Below are 16,296 nucleotides of genomic sequence, written 5' to 3' on the forward strand. Positions count from 1 at the left end.
GGCCACACTGGAGAGGTTCGGCAGGCTCGACATTCTCGTTAACAATGCTGGCTATGGCGATCTCGGCTCGGTGGGGGTGGAGGCCTTCTCCGAAGTACTCGCCAAAGAGATGGCGCTGGTCGGAGTACGCGTGACGATCGTTGAGCGAGTCTACCGACTTCGACTGAGGCGGGATGCGCGTCGTTCGCCGATCGAGAACAGCTCTCAGGACGTCCACCGCCCTTGTTGATATCCGCCGAGATGAAACGACATACGGTCGACGTAATCCGCGCCGCGTCGCGGAGCCAGGAGCAACACATGAAGGCGATGGTCACCGGTTCCCCCGCAAGCTTGGACACGCTGGCGTTCGCAGATCGACCAGATCCGGGCCAGCCCGGCCCCGGCGAGATCCGCGTGGCACTCCACGGCAGCTCGCTCAATTATCATGATCTCGGCGTGGTGACCGGCCGCATGCCAGCCGACGCTGGTCGCATCGCCTTGGCGGACGGGGCCGGGACGGTGGTGGCAGTGGGCGACGGCGTCAACGAATTCGCGGTTGGGGACCAAGTCGTCTCCTGCTTCTTTCCCATCTGGCAGGACGGAGCGCCAATCGTCGGCGATTTCTCACATACGCCTGGCGACGGTATCGACGGCTTCGCGACTGAGTTTGCTGTCGGGCCGGCGACTGCCTTCACGCGCGCGCCGCGCGGCTACGACCCGGTGGAGGCCGCGACCATCACTACCGCCGGCCTCACTGCCTGGCGGGCGCTCGTTAGCGATGGCGGGTTGAAGGCGGGCGACACTGTGCTGTTACTCGGCACGGGCGGTGTTTCGATCTGGGGCCTTCAAATCGCAAAAGCGATGGGAGCGATGGCGGTGATAACCTCCTCTTCTGGCGAAAAACTCGAGCGCGCTCGCGATCTCGGCGCGGACCACGTCGTCAACTACCGCGAGGTGAAGGACTGGGGCCGCGTCGTTGCCGATTGGACCGGCGGGCGCGGCGTCGACCACGTGCTTGAGCTCGGCGGCGCGGGCACGCTCGCAAATTCCATCGCGGCCGTGCGGGTGGGCGGACACATCGCGCTCATCGGGACAGTGACCGGCGTCGCTGGCGATGTCCCAACCGCAGCGCTCATGGCCAAACAAGCCCGGCTGCAGGGGCTGATCGTGGGATCGCGGCGCCAGCAGCAGGAGTTCGTCCGCGCCATCGAAACTACCGGAATCCGACCTGTTGTCGACCGCCGCTTCTCACTTGCCCAGCTGCCAGAGGCGTTTCGCTTCCAACAGTCGTCCGGTCACTTCGGCAAGATCGGCGTCGAGTGGTAGCCATCTTATGAGACAAGCTAAGTTGGAAGTGCAGCGGAATTCCGATCAGCTCCGCTGAACTGCTCCAGCAGTAGGTCGGTCAGCACTCGCACCTTCCGCGCGAGGTGCTGGCCGGGCGGTCGCACGACAAAGATGCCCACCGACGGTAGATTCCAGTCGGTCATGATGGCCTCCAGCCTGCCCGTTTCAACGTAACGGGCAGCGATCACGTCAGGGAGCGCAGCTATGCCGACTCCCTCAGCCGTGGCCTCGGCGATCGCTACCGCGCTGTCGGCCTTGAACCGGCCGTGCGGGTGCACCTCAACCACCTTCTTCCCTTGGCTGAACTTCCAGCTCTCCGATGCGATCATCACCGCTGGATGATCCGCGATCTCGTTCGGCGCTTGGGGAGCCCCATGCTCACGGACATAGTCTGGGTTGGCGAACAGATGGACAGTAAATGTGCCAATCCGCCGTGCAACGAGGTTCGAGTCAGGTAGGTAGCCAACCCGTATGCCGCAATCGAATCCCTCGCTCACCAGATCCACGTAGCGATCGCTAAAAAGCGTGTGAACGCTGAGGAGCGGGTGCCGCTTCGCCAGTCGGGCGAGCGTGGGCGCGAAATATTCGGGCCCGAAAGAGGACGGCGCCGCCAAACGCAGGCGACCGCGCAGCTCGCCGGCAGGGAGTATCTCCTCGCGAACAGCTTCGAACTCCGCGAACATGCGGGCCGCGTGGTCCCGGAAGATCGTCCCTGCCTCGGTCAGGGCTGCGCCGCGGGTAGTGCGCGCGAGCAGCTGGACGCCAAGTTCATCCTCCAGGCGTGAAAGGCGGCGGCTGACGATCGACTTGGCAAGACCCAGCCTTCGCGCCGCGGGCGAGACGCCGCCCGCGTCGGCAACCTCCACAAACGTTTTGAGATCTTCTACATCCATAACGTTCCTCAATCAGCAACGCTACTTCCCTTATCTGCTGGCTACCTGATCCGACGTGGCAACGCTACCTCTTCTGACATGAGCTCCTCGAGGGAGCCAATCAGGAGCGATCACCATGCAACCGACCAGGATCACATCTTCCGCAAAGCGGGGCGACTGGGAGCACGGCTTCGGCATCGAGATCTTCTATCCGGGCACTGCACTGGGCAGGGGCGACAGTGGCATCGGCGCCATCGGTCGCATCGATCGCGCGCTTATCCAGCCAGGCCACGTCATCGCCATGCATCCGCACAAGGACGACGAGATTTTTACATACAAGCGCGCCGGCCGGATGCTGCACCTCGATACCGTAGGGAATCGGGAGGAGATCAATTCACACCGCTTGATGATGATGAACGCCGGCCATAGCTTCCAGCACGAGGAGCGTGTCATCGGCGACGAGCCCACGCAGGCCCTGCAGATCTTTCTGCGTCCCCGCGAGGGCGACTTGGATCCAAAAGTGCAGTTCCACGAAATGGACGCCGAGCGCAGCGAGAATGCCTGGCGCTTGCTCGTCGCACCGGAGGGCGCCACTTTCGAGGTTCGGGCACAGGCGTGGGTCCGGGATGCCCACCTGGACCCGGGCCGCAGTTTGCCGCTGCCCAAGCGGTCGGCGCCGGGAATGGTGCATCTCCTCTTCGTTTTCTCGGGCGAGGTACGGGTTGGCGACCAGGTGATCGGAGCGGGCGAGTTCTACCACCTCGGCGACAGCACGGCGGCTGTGGAAGGGCTGGTCGGTGCCGATATTGTCCTGTTCACCACCGACACGCAGGCCCCGGTCTTCAAGGGCGGGATGTTCAGCGGGAACGTGGCGCGTAGCTGAAGTCAGACCGTGCGCGGCAAGCTTTCACTATTACGCGGTGCGCACGAAAGACTTGCGAACGCTGGGTCTGCCCCGCCGTTCGCACCAAGCTTAGAACGGCTCCATCGATAAGAGAGACGCGACATGGCCGGGATAGCGACGGAACGGAACCTGCAGTGGATTTTCAGGACCGGCTTGCTGGGGCTGTGCCCGTGCTGTGGCGAGAGGCGCATGTTCTGTTGTTGGCTCAAGCTAGAGGAAGAGTGCGAGACATGCGGTCTGAATTACCGCTTCGCGGCGCCCGACGATGGGCCTGCCTTCTTCTCTCTCTGCATCGTGGCCTTCCCACTGACTTTCTTCGTAGTCTGGCTGCAGGTGGCCTTCGACCCGCCCTGGTGGGTCCATCTGGTTACTTCGCTTCCACTTATGGCGCTTGGCTGCGTCCTGCCGCTGCGGCCGATCAAGGGTTGGCTGGTCGCCTCACAATACGTGAACCGTGCGCAGGAAGCGGGCAGCGAGGTGCTCTGGAACCGCCTGCACAATCGAGAAGGTCGCAGCGACTTTGAAGACTAGGGCCCTGGCCGTTGGCGCATGGCGTCGAGCCCGGCGGGGCAAAGGGAGAAGGGACATGAACGCGACAGACACGCCCCATGCTGTGGAATCGGTCCTGGAATGGCGAGGCACTTGGCTCGCGGCGCGGCTCGCAATCGTGGCCATCTACCTCGTCTCCGCGTTAGGCCATGTGGCCGGCTTCCAAGCGGCAGTCACCGAGCAGGCGCATTTCGGGATGCCCGCGCCCGCCTTCATGGCAGGCCTGACGGTCACTCTCGAACTTGTCGGATCCCTGTTGATCCTTTCCGGTCGCTGGGTCTGGCTAGGAACTGGGATGCTAGGCTCGTTCACCGCGTTAGGCGCTATCATCGCGCATCCGTTCTGGACGCTGCAGGGCTCTGCTCGGTTCGAGGTCATGGCGACCTTCCTCGAGCACCTAGGCTTGATCGGTGGTCTGGTTTTGATCGCGCTGGTCGCCGAACGCGCTGCTCGTCGGGAAGAATCCAATGTCCGCTGACATCGAAGTCCGGTTGCGCGCGCTCGAGGACCACGCCGAAATCCAGCGCCTCGCCGCTCGCTTTTCGGACGCCGTGAACGAGCGAGACGCTAATGCCTTTGGTGAGTTGTGGGCCGGCGATGGCGCAGTCTGGGAAATTGGTGAGCCGCTGCCCCTGCGGGGCGAGGGGCGCGACGGGATCGTCAGCATGCTCGAGAGCCTGTTCGGTGTCGAGCACTACTTCATGCAGATGACCCATTCGGGCGTCATCTCCGTGGACGGCGATCGCGCTACTGCGCGTTTTGCCATTCGCGAGCATGGGCGCGGCGAGAACACCTTCTATGACAATCTGGCCGTGTACGAGGACGAACTTGTCCGGGGACCGGCCGGATGGCGCTTCATGCGACGGTCGTACTCGTACCGTTTCCTCGACCAGAGCCCGTTCGCAGGCACTGCTTTCCCGGTGCGGCCTCGCTGATCAAGAATTCGAAACCGCTTGGCGCTTCCGGCATCTTCCCCGGCGTGAGCGCAAGCCAATACTATAGTCCTGAGCGGCTGGCGCAGCTCCGATCTTGTATAGACGATAAGGTATTTTACGTGGCCCAAAGGCGGCGATGATCTGATCGCCGCCCTGGGCTGGATTGGCAGCCGGGCATCGCGGGTGTGAAGCCATCCAGGCGGTGCTCACTACGCCGTAGCGAACCGGATCCAGTCTTCATATGCGGGCCGATTTCGAGGAAGCGTCTTCGGGCGTGATCATTATATATCGGTATGCCGACGCTCGCGGTCGATCGCACCCCAAGGATCACGGCCGGGCATATTGGCCCGCAAGACAACCGGCGCGAGAGATATGGCACCGCGGCAGACACAAAAACGCCGGTCGAGGAGACGACCGGCGTCTCGTAGGCAAACCCTCGGCGGCAATCCCGAGGCAAGGGTTGGGTTAGGCGAGACCCTTCGCGGTCAGATAGCCGGCAATATTGTTGCCGGAGAACGGCAGGTGCTCGCCCATCAGCTTGCCGTGCGCTTCACCGACCGGAGACCGCCAATCACCGAGCAGTTCCGCACCGACACCAACCCAAGTCATCGGGATGACGCCTGCCTGAACCATGCGGGCAATAGCCGCGTCCTCGACGCGCTTGTCCCAGGTGCCCGAGGCATCGAGCACAGCATAAACTTCGTAGCCGGCCTGCTTGGCGGAGAGCGCCACAAACGCGAGGCAGACCTCGGTCGAAATGCCCGCCACCAACAGCTTCGTGCGACCGGTTTTCTCGACCGCGGCGACGAAATCCGCATTATCCCACGCGTTGATCTCCCCGGGACGGTGAACGATCGCGGCGTTCGGCAGACCCTGCGCTACCGCCGGCATGATCGGACCGTTGGGGCCGTCGGCGGCGCTGGTCGTTATGACCGAAGGCAGGCCGTGGACGTTCGCCAGCGCCACAAGCGCCTTCACGTTGTTGAGGAACTCGGCGGGGTGCTGGGTCTGGACGCCATTGGCGAGACCGGTCTGGTGGTCGATGAAGAGCACTGCTGCGTTTTCGGAGGTGATGCGGTCATAGGACATGTTGAATTCCTTCGATCTAGTGTCACGGTCGGTCGACGTGATCGACAAACACCAGATGACGTTCCCTGAACGCATCAACTAGCCAGCAAGTAAGGCATTCACTGTTCCGCCAACAGGAACGCGCTATCATGCCAGGGTCTGTTCTTCTCCGAAGGAACCGAGGAAAGGCGCTTCGATTCCTGCCGGGCCTCACTGAGAAGTTGTCGGCAAGGAGATCGCGCGGCACACACCCCGCGGATGTCGATTTCTGAAGGTCGGCTTCTGGCGCAGGCGGACCTTCAATCGTTTGATGGCGAGCGGCTCATTTAGGCCGCAAGCCGCCATCCGTGATCGCTGTCCTCTCGCGGCCGCTTCGCACGATCTGCACCTGAAAGCGGACGGGCAGCTTACGGCCCAATAACGGACACCAGACCGTCGCCCGAGCGAATGCGGGCTTTAGGGATCACTCGCCGGGTCGCTGATGCCCACTGGTGAGGGGCGCCTTACTGACTGGCAGCTTTTGCCAACACCTTCCAGACGGCTCTTGGGCCGTTATCGGTCTGGCAGCTTCGAGTGCCGTGACCGCTTAGTCGGACATTCGCAGAGCCAGTCGGCCGAAGGCGCGACGGCCCCGGGGAGCAGCGCGGCACCCATGATCACAGCGCTACCGCAAGTCGGTCTTAGAGCGCCTCCGCAGCGCCATCACGCCTCCGCTACACGCAGCCATTGCTGGAGGCGACGATCGGCGTCGCGTGCGGCATCGAAGATCTTAAGGAGCGATTTTCCACCATCCATGTAGACTGGCATCTTCTCGATAGCGCGAAGCGCTGCAGCGATCTCCCGCAATTCCGCGCAGGCGGCCGCATCTCCCACGCCGGCGCCGATCGAGGCTGCGTAGAAGAGCGCTTCCCCAAGCTTGCTCGCCTCCGACTGCGCAGCTTGATAGATTGAGCCGCTCGAATCTGCCTCAATCCGCTCGATCAGACCGCTGAGAAGCTTGGCCTCAGAGACGACTACGGCCCTCTGATCGGCCGCTACCTTGGCGTTGAACCTTCCAGGGCCGAGGTATTTGGCGCGAACTTCCTCGACGATTTGCTCCGCATCTTGGATTGCACCGAGAACCTCGAGGCTGGGTCCGGAAAGCATGGGACGTTCCTGTGCGATCACTTCCAGTGCCGAAGCGAGTTTGTCCAAAGGCTCAGCCAGGGCTTCCAGCTCGTGTGGCACGCTCGCGGCGAAGCGGCGCGCAAGGTCGGCCTGATGCCCCGCAGTCCAGCGGAGATTCTCGGCCCATGGGTTCAGTTGGCGGAGCTTCCGCTCAGAAACCGTCAAGTCCACCTGAGCCCAGAAAGGCGCCAGTCCTCCGAGGAATTCGGCTTCGGGCGACGCTTGGCCATGAGCCGTGCTCCAGGAAAGCACCGCCTCGATGACGTCGTCTGGCGCCATCGGCCGGGCCGCTGTTAGCAGGCGATGATAGGGAATGCTGGAAGCGTAGTAGATTGGCTGGGCGCCTTTCGGAACCGTGATCGCCGCGACGACCTTGTCCTCGAAAACCGCAAACCGGATGCCCGGCGTGATCGTGGGCCGGACAAGATTGAAAATGCCCTCGAGACGCTCGCGAATGCCACGCCGGACGACATCCTTTCCCCCTTCCGGAATACCGATGATCTCGCCGCTGTCTTCTACACCGAGAAGGATCATACCCGCATTCGACGTCGCGAACGCCGCAATTTCCTTGGCAAGATCGCCGGCGTGCTTCGGGAACTCGCGCTTGAACTCGACTGTCTGCGTTTCGCTCGCAGCCGCCAGGTGCGGCAATTCACGCGTCAATTCAGCGTCGGCCCAGCTGGGGAGTGCGTTATCCATGCCGGACAGGATGCCGCTTCATCTCGCCTCGTACCAGCAGGATTAGATTCAGACCTTCCGCGCTGGTCTTCCATTCGCTCCCTGATAGTTCGCACCACCGCCCTCGTGGAACTCGGCAGGGCCGTGGGCGGGAAGAAGAAGAACAACCGCCACGCCAAGCGCACCGCAGCGGCGGGTCGCAAGACCGCGGTTATGACGCTGATCGACCGCGAAGGCGACGTTAAGACCGTCAAGGTGCCGAATGTCCGTAAGGGGACCCTACAGGCTCTAGCACGTCCTATCGTTGATCAGAGCGCCACCATCATCACCGACGCGCACCTCTCGTACGAGGGCATCGGCGAGTATTTTGCGGGGCATCATACGGTGGACCACAGCAAGACCTTCGTTCGCGGCGTGACCCTGCATACGAACTTCGCGGAGAGCTATCACAGCCTTCTCAAGCGCGGCATCATCGGCGCGTTCCACCACGTCTGCGACAAGCATCTCCCGCGCTATCTCGCGGAGTTCGATCGCCGCTGGAATACCCGCAAAGGAGCGGGACGGCGCGCGTACGGTGGACGTGATCGGCACCGCGATCGGCAAGCGTCTCACGTACAAGGAGACGATCGCTTGAGCCGTCGGTTGGATTGATCGAATGGTTCCGTGCTTTAAATGCGTTGTAATGTGTTGGGCGAATTTTGGATGATTTAACGTGCTTTTAAATGTCTCGGTGCGTATATGCATCGTGCGTTTGAGAGCGATGAAAAACGGCGCACCTGCCCGCTTGCGGGTTCCGGTTGGAGGTAACAGGATTCGCGAGGACCTAGTGTCCGGGAATAGCCCCGCAAGGGGCTATTTCTTTATCCACCCTACATTGTTGCCGTTGGCGACCGCTGCTACCGCGTCCGAGAAACGCACGAAGCGAGCCTTGGCTACGTGGGGGCGATTGTGCGCGCTGTTTAGTTGCATCGTGACGTCCCAGTGCGGCCCCTTGTTCCGCCACAGCTCGAAAGCGATGAGATAAATGCCTTGAGGAGCTGGTAGACTCTGCTTGAGTAGAAACTTCCGATGCTTCCCCTCGTACACGTACCCATTGCTCGCCGCGATGATCGTCTGGCCGAGAGTCTGAGATAGGCCATAGCGCACGGGGCAAAACGTGCGCTCTGTGTTCCCGTCCATAAATTTGAGATCTTGAGGGTCGCCCTGCTGGGACTCCTTGCAAAACACATGAGCGCCGGGCTTTACGCGCACTCTCAGGCCGCCCACAACCATCGTGAACGGGCGCAAATGATCGAACGTGTATTCGACCCCTCTGAACGTGCGCTTTTCCCAGTTCATCTTCTCGACTTCCGCTCACGAAACCACTATGAAATAAGTGCCCCCGCCGGGTTTCGAACCCGGACGGACCTGTCGGCCCACCAGCCTCCTAAGCTGGCCCGTCTACCCATTTCGGCACGGGGGCGTGCAAGTAGGAGAGGATCGCTCCCCTCCTACCCAAATGGTGCCCTACGGCACCTGCGGACGAGGATGATCGCCCAGAAGGCGCTCAAAATCGTCTGGATCGGCTAGGGTGGTTCGGTCATTCGTTCCTCCTGTGGTTGTGGAAGAGGCGGCGTCATCGCTTGCAGGCTCGGAAGCCGCCTCTTCGCTCCTAATAATATCCCAACCCACATTCCTGCCACGTGAGGCGACACGCGGGTCTCTACTCAAATATCCTGCGAGGTTGGACTTCTGATCTGCGCCCCCCAGTGTGAACCCAGCGGCTAAAACAGCATCCAGCAGGTCGCCAATTGGCACCGGCTTGCCAGCTTCCTCAATGGCAGCGATGGCCACATCAACCATTTGAGTGCCGCGTGAGCTATTATGAATCGCACGTGCAGTGTTCCTGCCGTGTTCGAGTGCCCGACGCATCCCCTCTTTGCCAGACGCAGGCGACGCGTAGCGTTCCAGAGTCCGCAAAAACGTTGACAAATCTGCGACTTCCGCCTCAGCCCTATCGAGTGCCTCACGCGCACGTGTTGCAGCCGCTTGGGCCCGTTGCAGGTCGGCGCTAGCACGCGCTACAATATCATCTGCGATAGCCATGTTTCATCGTCCCTGCGCTAAACACTGCAACCCTGTACAGTGTTTCGCGTCCGAATCAAAGGAGTTTTGCAGTGGCGGAGAAAAAAACAGAGTCGCGCCAAGCGGTTGATCGCTCAGTGAGCCTCGCACCGCTGGATATAAAGGAAGCTTTAAGTGGACTGTTGGGAATTCCCGATCCCGACGCCACCAAGCCCAAACGCAAGAAAGCCCCGCCCACCCCTGAGAAGGAGTGAGCGGGCCTGTTCGCAGCTCCGACGCTGGCAGGTGGCCCGGAAGTTCTACTTGCCTCGAAGGCCGCAGTATCGCCACAGCATGTCGTCATTCCGCCCAACCTGCCTTTTCGGGCGACGGGGACGTGTGGTTATCCTCTCAGGGGTTCCCGTTCCGGCTCGTAAGAAGCCAAGTCAGAAGCTTCAAAGCGAACCTCCTTCCTCCGCCTCGTGTGGCGGTCCCGCTAACCTAGGAAGCAAAGGCGACTTGGCAAGTTTGCCAAATTTGGTCCAAACATCTCCCTAATCGCCCGAGCTATCGCCGCTTCACCTCCGCGCGGCAATTCACTCCTAGTATAAATTGATACTCACGACGACATTAATCCCAATAATGGTTCGCGGAAATATCTTAGACACATAGCAGAGTTTTATAGGGCCCTAAGACTCACGAATACATTTCTGCTTTGCGCCTCACAGTAATGCAGGAGGCGCACTCTCGCGTACCTGATCAGGCCTACAGCGCCGTATTTTGGGGGAGGGCCATGCGCGTTCGTTTGCTCGCCTGCACGGGCATGTTGGCGGCCGGCTTTTCGACCATTGAGGCCAAGGCGCAAGAGACCACCACCTATCGATATGACGCGCTGGGCCGTCTTTCCGGCTCATCGATCAGTGGTGGGCCGAACAGCAGCGTTGCAACAGAGACTTGCTTCGATGCGGCGGGCAATCGGACCCTGTATTTTACCGGGACCAGTGCAGCCCCCAGTTGCCCCGCTTCTTCTCCGCCCCCAAGTCCCGCTCCCGCCTGGAGCCAAATCTCATCGGCCGCGGCTCCGACAGTGAAAGCCGCTACGGGGGACAATCGATGAGCGTTCCTGCTCGCTTGACCGCCCCTCTCTTTGGGCTGGGCTTGGCAATAGGTCTCACGACGTGCGGCGGCGCTGCTGCGCAAACTGCGACACCATCCGTTCTGCCTCCGCTTCCGGCCATGCAACCGGCAGTCGATCGGTCTGGTGTCGATCGAACCTCCGGGACAATCCGGGATCCGATGTTCGAGTCGATCAGCATCGGAAATGAATATAGCCAGCTCAAGGCTAGCTATGATTCCGGCGGAATCTTCAATCACGCGGCCTATCTCGAGATTGAGCGGGTCTCCATCTACAATGGCGGTTTCATGGTCATGCGGGTCGCAGCCCGCGGCTCAGTACATGTGTTCGCCCTTGGGACCATCACCCAAACCTACTATCCAGGTGCTGCGCCCCCTACCGGACACATTGCCTGGACCTTTTCTCCATACGGGACGTCGTCTGGCTCCGATACTTACGCGGACTACAACGACGATGGGGCAATCCTGGTCTGCTCCGGCTCCAGCGGAACGATGTACCAAGGGGGGACCTGCTCCCTCTATTTGGCGAGCGATGGTTCTCGTACCGATTTCCGCATGCCAGCAGTGCCGTACTATCTGAATCTCCGAAGCTGGTATCCGGGTTACAGCACCCAGAATCAGGTGGCGTACGCTTGGCCTCTGCGAACGGTCATGGCTGACGGCGAAGTCTTGTCATATATTTATACGAACTACGGCGACTGGAATGCCGACAATGGAAACACGCCGGGTCCAACCAAATGGAATGCTATAGAGAGCTCTCTCGGCTATAGGGTCTACTTGCCCTCGATCACTCCCACGGGCGGCGCAAACCCGGGGGCGATGTATCCGATTTCGAACCTCACTGCTGGCGGTGGGGCGCTGTACGCGATCAACACAAGCGGTGAGTATGCTGATCCGGCGACGGCGAGCCGCAGTTTTAGTTCGGCCTCCTTCTCGTCAGTCAGGAATTCGGCGGCTGGTGGTGGATTGACGCTCGTCAACAATGGCATCCCGATCGCGACCACCGCGCCGTTAAGCCCGGCCGGCTTTTCGATCACCAAGCCGAATGGCGGCTCGATCCAATTCCTTGGCCTGAACCTCCCGCCGTATCTGTCATGGCATGGCAAGAACGGCGGATTCTCGACGCCGCAGGGCGCGTTCCCATCCCTGTCATTCCAAGTCATACGCAATTCAACGACGTCCTATTCGATCGCTTACGACAACATCAACTACACTCCCGAACGATATCAGGGGACCGTCGCCAACCCCGACGGCTCGTCGGAGAGCTTCGTAGCTCGGTTTGGGCTTCTACAATCCCAGACTGATGGCCTGGGGCGCACAACGAATTACACCTATTCCGGCCAAGAAGGCTTCTTCTATGGCGTCGCGGGATATGCGCGCCTGGCGCGCTTGTCCGGCGTAACCCGGCCCGACGGGAGTGGCGCGACCTATAACTATACGCATGGCGCAGTCTCGAGCGCCTCAATCGTTCCTACCGGAGGCGGGAGCGCGCTTACGACAACGGTAGGGTTGGTCAGCAGCTGCACCGTACAGAACTACCGGGTGTGCAATAAGCCAACCTATATCCAGGACCCCAAGGGAAATCAGACTGATTTCACCTATGATCCGGCGCACGGTGGGATCTTGACCGAGACGCTGCCGGCAGACAGCAACGGCGTCCGTCCGCAGAAGCGATATAGCTATTCTCAGTTCTATCCGAAGACGCTCAACGCCAGCGGCCAGCTGGTGAATGGGCCTCCCGTGTGGCGCCTGACGCGCGCTTCGGAATGCAGCAACGCATCGCCGGCAAATCCGGCCTCATGCGTCGGCACCTCATCGGAACGGGTGACCGAATTCAGCTACGGCAGCAACAACCTGTTCTTGACGGCAAAGACGGAGATGCTGGGTGACAGCAGCCAGTCGCTCGTGACCAGCTACACCTACGACTATGCTGGGAACATGACGTCCGAGAACGGTCCACGGACCGATGTCGACGATACGCGCTACGTCACCTATGACGGCTTGCGTAGGAAGGTTTTCGAGATTTCGCCAGATCCCGACGGCGCAGGTCCATTGCCACGACTGATCGTGCATCACGTGTATGACGCCGACGGAGACGAGATCCGGACCGAATATGGAACTGGTCAGAATACGAACGGCTCGGATTTCGTCGTCAATCGCTTCGATCGATCTACCTTTGATCCAGTGACCGGAGCATTGCTCAAGACGGAGTCGGTGACTCCTTAAGCTTCACGCGCTTTGTGCCCTCTAATTCCCGTGGGGGAGTTAAGTTGATGTCTGGCGATCTCGGATTTCATCGAGTCTCGTGCACAGTGCTAGCGCTCGGACTGACGGCGCTCCATTCGCCCTCCGCTCACGGGCAAACGGTCCGGAGCGTGACGCAGTACAGCTACGACGCGATGGACCGGGTCGATTGCACGGCAGTGCGGATGAATCCGGCTGCTTTCGGAAGTCTGCCATCGAACGCCTGCACGCTTGGGAGCCAGGGCAGCGATGGGCCCGATCGGATCACCAAGAATGTCTATGATGCCGCCGGCCAGGTCGTGCAGATACGCAAGGCAGTCGGGACAAGCCTTGAGCAAGCCTATGCGACCTACAGCTATACGCCTCACGGCAAGCAGGAATTCATAGTCGACGCCAATGGCAACAAAGCCAAACTGACCTATGACGGCTTTGATCGCCAAGTGGGATGGTATTTTCCTTCGACGATCAGGCCGACCGCCTACAATCCTTCGACCCAGGCCAATGCGCTTGCGACCTCAGGCGCGGTAAGCACCACGGACTACGAGGCCTATGGCTACGATGCGAATGGCAATCGAACGACCCTGAGGAAGCGCGACGGGCGGGGGTTCACCTATACCTACGACGCGCTCAATCGGATGACGTCGAAGATCGTGCCGGATGCGTGCGTTGCCGGTTACGCCTGCACCTCGGTCAATGCCTACGCTACGCGCGACGTCTATTACAGCTACGATCTTCGGGGGCTGCAGACGGCGGCGCGGTTCGACAGCGCGACCGGGAGTGATGGCGTATTCAGTAGCTATGACGGCCTTGGGCGGCTGGCGACATCGACGGCCGTGATGTCCGGCATCAGCCGGACGCTTACGCACGGCTATGACGCGTCCGGCAATCGGGTCCGATTGACCTATCCGGACGGCCAATATTTCACGTTCGAATATGACGGTCTCGACCGCCAAATCGCGACGCGGGAAAATGGTGGTGCGGTGGTTGCGCAGATCGCCTATGACAATCAAGGGCGCCGCTCCGGGGCCGTGCGGCTGTCGACGACGACGGCCTATGGCTATGATGGGGTGTCGAGGCTGTCCAGCCTGACAGACGATCTTGCCGGTACCGCCGACGACGTAACGACGACGTTCGGCTACAATCCGGCGAGCCAGATCGTGACGAAGACGCGGTCGAACAACGGCTATGCATTTACCGGATATGTGAATGTCAGCCGAAGCTATTCCGTCAACGGGCTCAACCAATATGCGACAGCAGGGCCGGCGACGTTTGGATATGATTCGAACGGCGATCTGATCTCGGACGGGACGACCAATTACGCCTATGATGCGGAGAATCGCTTGGCGGCGACCTCGACAGGCCTCAACTTGCTGTACGACGCCAACGGACGGCTGTGGCAGACATCGGGCGGGCCGTGGGCAACGACGCGCTTTCTCTATGACGGCGATGAACTCGTCGCCGAATATGACGGATCGGGCAATCTGCTCAGGCGCTACGTGCATGGTCCGGGCGCGGACGATCCGGTCTTGTGGTACGAGGGAGCGGGGCTGACCGGCAAGCGCAGCCTCCAGGCCGACGCGCAGGGCTCGATCGTGTCGGTTGCGGGTGTCAGCGGCAACCGCATCGCCATCGACAGCTATGACGAATACGGCATCCCAGCCACCGGCAATATCGGGCGGTTCCAGTATACCGGCCAGGCATGGATCCCCGAGCTCGGCATGTATTACTACAAGGCCCGCATCTACTCGCCCACCCTCGGGCGGTTCCTGCAGACCGATCCTATCGGGTATGACGATCAGGTCAACTTGTATGCCTATGTTGGGAATGATCCCGTCAACGGGACGGATCCAACGGGAATGGCGCAATGCAATCCCGAGCCTTGTCCGGTAGTGACCAGTGGGCCGCTTGAGGGCGAGCGCACGGACCCTGCCAACCTCCCGAGTACCGAAGGACCTGGCGGGTATGAACGGATCGTGGCGGCAGGAGGCTACTATGACCGAGCGCCCGATGGAGGCATCGGGCAATGGCACGACCTTGCAACAGACACAGCGATGAAATGGGGAGGGGCAGCGCTTGCAGTCTTGGGAGGGGAAGCCATAGGACCTGCGATCGGCGCGATTCGAGGCCTGAAGTTAGCCGCAAACAGTGTTCCCTCACGCGCTCTGACGGTAGAAGAGGCAGGTGCGAAGCTTGCGCAGCAGATCGGAAAGAACCGTGTTTCTGTTATGACGCCGTCTGGCCGAATGCAGATCGATCTTGCCGGGAAACCGCATTTTGAAAAATCGCTAGGTCAAGAAATTCCAACACCTCATGTCAAATTCCAAGAACTAAACGTCGCTCCCAACGGTCGAACCAATCTCAGCCCCGGCACGACAAGACCGGCGACCATGCAGGACATCCGCACTGCGCGGAAGATTATTGGAAGGCGAGGCAACTGATGGATACCGTTTCAAGACTTTCCGCATGGTATGAGCGCCAGTGTACAAATGATTGGCACGAAGACCACGGGGTGAAAATCGACACGATCGATAATCCGGGGTGGTCGATGAAAGTCGACCTCGAAGGAACTTCTGCGAGTGGAAGGGTATTTCAAGAAATACGGATCGAAAGATCTGATCGAGATTGGATTGTCGCTCGTAAAAGCGGTACGATTTTTGAGGGGTTCGGCGGACCAACGAACCTAGGGGAAATTATTGAAACTTTTCTGGATTGGGCTGACTAGTCTTCTCTTGTGACGTGGTTTGATAAAATTGGCGAGCTCTATCGCAATATTTAGAAATCGCAACCGAAAGTCTGCGGAATCCCATCGTTTTCTCTTTCCCTTTTCGGGCTGCGCTCGCCCGTAGGCGCAACAGTACGCGATAGAGGTCAGGAGCCAGCTTCGACGCAATGGTCTCGGCGAGACATCAACCGGTTCTCGGAGGACATCGACGTCACGGTCTTCCGTGACGATCTCGAACAAGCGGAAACTGTCGAGGAACTGGAGGCGCTCTCCGGCAAGAAGCGCCGCGCCAGGCTCGACGCCATCCGTGCACCTGCCGCGCCTACATACCACTATAGCTCGGACACCGGTCGCGACGCATTGTCCCAACTCCCAATATTTCTCAGCGCCGCTGGGCGTGGTCTGGATCACGCCGGCGCGGCGATAGCGATAATCCACACCTTCGCGTCGGTAGTAGGCATGCATCAAATAGGTCCAGGCGATGACCGCAGTTACGATGAAAATCTCCGCGCGGAACTGCAGGCTGGCACTGTTAAATGTGTGAACTGCCGCGATCATCGCCTCGCGAGCCTTGATTAGCAGTTCGTCACCGCGGGCACTCAAGCCGTGTCCGAATCCTTTGCGGGTTTGGCAAGATCCTTTCGCGTCCTTGGC

General features: G+C 60.4%; 16 protein-coding genes and 1 tRNA gene. 10 read left to right on the forward strand and 7 right to left on the reverse strand.

Features of this window, described 5'->3' with window-relative positions; all coding sequences use genetic code 11:
- Positions 1–297: 297 nt before the first annotated feature.
- Positions 298–1,305 (forward strand): zinc-dependent alcohol dehydrogenase family protein, encoded by a 1,008-nt coding sequence (locus ACO227_RS04535; RefSeq protein WP_423605650.1) that lies wholly within the window; start codon positions 298–300, stop codon positions 1,303–1,305.
- A gap of 17 nt (positions 1,306–1,322) precedes the next feature.
- Here ACO227_RS04535 and ACO227_RS04540 read toward each other — a convergent pair whose 3' ends face one another.
- Positions 1,323–2,219 (reverse strand): LysR family transcriptional regulator, encoded by an 897-nt coding sequence (locus ACO227_RS04540; RefSeq protein ID WP_423605652.1) that lies wholly within the window; start codon positions 2,217–2,219, stop codon positions 1,323–1,325.
- Positions 2,220–2,334: 115 nt separating this feature from the next.
- Here ACO227_RS04540 and ACO227_RS04545 point away from each other — a divergent pair, with 115 nt between their 5' ends.
- The 4 genes from ACO227_RS04545 to ACO227_RS04560 all read left to right on the forward strand — a co-directional run bounded on the left by ACO227_RS04545 (position 2,335) and on the right by ACO227_RS04560 (position 4,586).
- Complete coding sequence (locus tag ACO227_RS04545; RefSeq protein WP_423605654.1) at positions 2,335–3,081, forward strand: pirin family protein; 747 nt, start codon at positions 2,335–2,337, stop codon at positions 3,079–3,081.
- A gap of 123 nt (positions 3,082–3,204) precedes the next feature.
- Positions 3,205–3,633 carry a DUF983 domain-containing protein gene (locus tag ACO227_RS04550; protein WP_423605656.1) on the forward strand — a complete coding sequence of 143 codons (429 nt, stop codon included), beginning with the start codon at positions 3,205–3,207 and terminating at the stop codon, positions 3,631–3,633.
- 55 nt (positions 3,634–3,688) lie between these two features.
- Complete coding sequence (locus ACO227_RS04555; protein WP_423605658.1) at positions 3,689–4,129, forward strand: DoxX family protein; 441 nt, start codon at positions 3,689–3,691, stop codon at positions 4,127–4,129.
- Positions 4,119–4,586, forward strand: coding sequence for a nuclear transport factor 2 family protein (locus tag ACO227_RS04560; protein ID WP_423605660.1), 468 nt, complete (start codon positions 4,119–4,121; stop codon positions 4,584–4,586). Before ACO227_RS04555 ends, ACO227_RS04560 begins: the two co-directional genes overlap by 11 nt.
- A 465-nt stretch (positions 4,587–5,051) precedes the next feature.
- Here ACO227_RS04560 and ACO227_RS04565 read toward each other — a convergent pair whose 3' ends face one another.
- Together ACO227_RS04565 and ACO227_RS04570 are read right to left on the reverse strand one after the other, a co-directional pair.
- Entirely contained in the window at positions 5,052–5,675 is a 624-nt protein-coding gene (locus ACO227_RS04565) for an isochorismatase family protein (RefSeq protein ID WP_423605661.1), read from the reverse strand.
- A 681-nt stretch (positions 5,676–6,356) separates the two neighbouring features.
- Positions 6,357–7,520: a helix-turn-helix domain-containing protein gene (locus tag ACO227_RS04570; protein WP_423605662.1), complete on the reverse strand. Its 1,164-nt coding sequence runs from the start codon at positions 7,518–7,520 to the stop codon at positions 6,357–6,359.
- Positions 7,521–7,625: 105 nt separating this feature from the next.
- On the opposite strand from ACO227_RS04570, the gene ACO227_RS04575 reads away from it, so the two are divergent.
- The gene (locus tag ACO227_RS04575; RefSeq protein ID WP_423605664.1) at positions 7,626–8,150 is read left to right on the forward strand and encodes an IS1595 family transposase; all 525 of its coding nucleotides are present in this window, start codon (positions 7,626–7,628) and stop codon (positions 8,148–8,150) included.
- A gap of 201 nt (positions 8,151–8,351) precedes the next feature.
- Here ACO227_RS04575 and ACO227_RS04580 read toward each other — a convergent pair whose 3' ends face one another.
- From ACO227_RS04580 to ACO227_RS04590, 3 genes are all read right to left on the reverse strand, one after another.
- Positions 8,352–8,837, reverse strand: a complete 486-nt coding sequence (locus tag ACO227_RS04580; protein ID WP_423605666.1) for a hypothetical protein — start codon at positions 8,835–8,837, stop codon at positions 8,352–8,354.
- Between the two features lie 38 nt (positions 8,838–8,875).
- A tRNA-Pro gene (locus ACO227_RS04585) sits at positions 8,876–8,961 on the reverse strand.
- Positions 8,962–9,005: 44 nt separating this feature from the next.
- The gene (locus ACO227_RS04590; RefSeq protein ID WP_423605667.1) at positions 9,006–9,341 is read right to left on the reverse strand and encodes a hypothetical protein; all 336 of its coding nucleotides are present in this window, start codon (positions 9,339–9,341) and stop codon (positions 9,006–9,008) included.
- Positions 9,342–9,655: 314 nt separating this feature from the next.
- Here ACO227_RS04590 and ACO227_RS04595 point away from each other — a divergent pair, with 314 nt between their 5' ends.
- From ACO227_RS04595 to ACO227_RS04610, 4 genes are all read left to right on the forward strand, one after another.
- Entirely contained in the window at positions 9,656–9,817 is a 162-nt protein-coding gene (locus tag ACO227_RS04595; protein WP_423605669.1) for a hypothetical protein, read from the forward strand.
- A 1,021-nt stretch (positions 9,818–10,838) separates the two neighbouring features.
- Positions 10,839–12,902 (forward strand): hypothetical protein, encoded by a 2,064-nt coding sequence (locus tag ACO227_RS04600; protein ID WP_423605670.1) that lies wholly within the window; start codon positions 10,839–10,841, stop codon positions 12,900–12,902.
- Positions 12,903–13,051: 149 nt separating this feature from the next.
- Positions 13,052–15,358: an RHS repeat-associated core domain-containing protein gene (locus ACO227_RS04605; protein ID WP_423605672.1), complete on the forward strand. Its 2,307-nt coding sequence runs from the start codon at positions 13,052–13,054 to the stop codon at positions 15,356–15,358.
- Positions 15,358–15,642, forward strand: a complete 285-nt coding sequence (locus ACO227_RS04610; protein WP_423605674.1) for an immunity 53 family protein — start codon at positions 15,358–15,360, stop codon at positions 15,640–15,642. The genes ACO227_RS04605 and ACO227_RS04610 overlap by 1 nt, the downstream gene beginning before the upstream one ends.
- On the opposite strand, the gene ACO227_RS04615 is transcribed toward ACO227_RS04610, so the two are convergent.
- Positions 15,601–16,245, reverse strand: a complete 645-nt coding sequence (locus ACO227_RS04615; RefSeq protein WP_423605676.1) for a DUF3644 domain-containing protein — start codon at positions 16,243–16,245, stop codon at positions 15,601–15,603. The two genes, ACO227_RS04610 and ACO227_RS04615, sit on opposite strands and share 42 nt — an antisense overlap.
- Positions 16,246–16,296: the final 51 nt, after the last annotated feature.

The sequence above is a fragment of the Sphingomonas sp. MS122 genome, assembly GCF_049532975.1.
Lineage (GTDB): Bacteria > Pseudomonadota > Alphaproteobacteria > Sphingomonadales > Sphingomonadaceae > Sphingomonas.

What these genes read in the sequence shown, in the direction of transcription:
- ACO227_RS04555 (WP_423605658.1), top strand. Translation starts at nt 3,689, where the DNA reads ATGAACGCGACAGACACGCCCCATGCTGTGGAATCGGTCCTGGAATGG.
- ACO227_RS04590 (WP_423605667.1), bottom strand. Translation starts at nt 9,341, where the DNA reads ATGGTTGATGTGGCCATCGCTGCCATTGAGGAAGCTGGCAAGCCGGTG.
- ACO227_RS04545 (WP_423605654.1), top strand. Translation starts at nt 2,335, where the DNA reads ATGCAACCGACCAGGATCACATCTTCCGCAAAGCGGGGCGACTGGGAG.
- ACO227_RS04550 (WP_423605656.1), top strand. Translation starts at nt 3,205, where the DNA reads ATGGCCGGGATAGCGACGGAACGGAACCTGCAGTGGATTTTCAGGACC.
- ACO227_RS04535 (WP_423605650.1), top strand. Translation starts at nt 298, where the DNA reads ATGAAGGCGATGGTCACCGGTTCCCCCGCAAGCTTGGACACGCTGGCG.
- ACO227_RS04570 (WP_423605662.1), bottom strand. Translation starts at nt 7,520, where the DNA reads ATGGATAACGCACTCCCCAGCTGGGCCGACGCTGAATTGACGCGTGAA.
- ACO227_RS04565 (WP_423605661.1), bottom strand. Translation starts at nt 5,675, where the DNA reads ATGTCCTATGACCGCATCACCTCCGAAAACGCAGCAGTGCTCTTCATC.
- ACO227_RS04610 (WP_423605674.1), top strand. Translation starts at nt 15,358, where the DNA reads ATGGATACCGTTTCAAGACTTTCCGCATGGTATGAGCGCCAGTGTACA.
- ACO227_RS04600 (WP_423605670.1), top strand. Translation starts at nt 10,839, where the DNA reads ATGTTCGAGTCGATCAGCATCGGAAATGAATATAGCCAGCTCAAGGCT.
- ACO227_RS04580 (WP_423605666.1), bottom strand. Translation starts at nt 8,837, where the DNA reads ATGAACTGGGAAAAGCGCACGTTCAGAGGGGTCGAATACACGTTCGAT.
- ACO227_RS04560 (WP_423605660.1), top strand. Translation starts at nt 4,119, where the DNA reads ATGTCCGCTGACATCGAAGTCCGGTTGCGCGCGCTCGAGGACCACGCC.
- ACO227_RS04540 (WP_423605652.1), bottom strand. Translation starts at nt 2,219, where the DNA reads ATGGATGTAGAAGATCTCAAAACGTTTGTGGAGGTTGCCGACGCGGGC.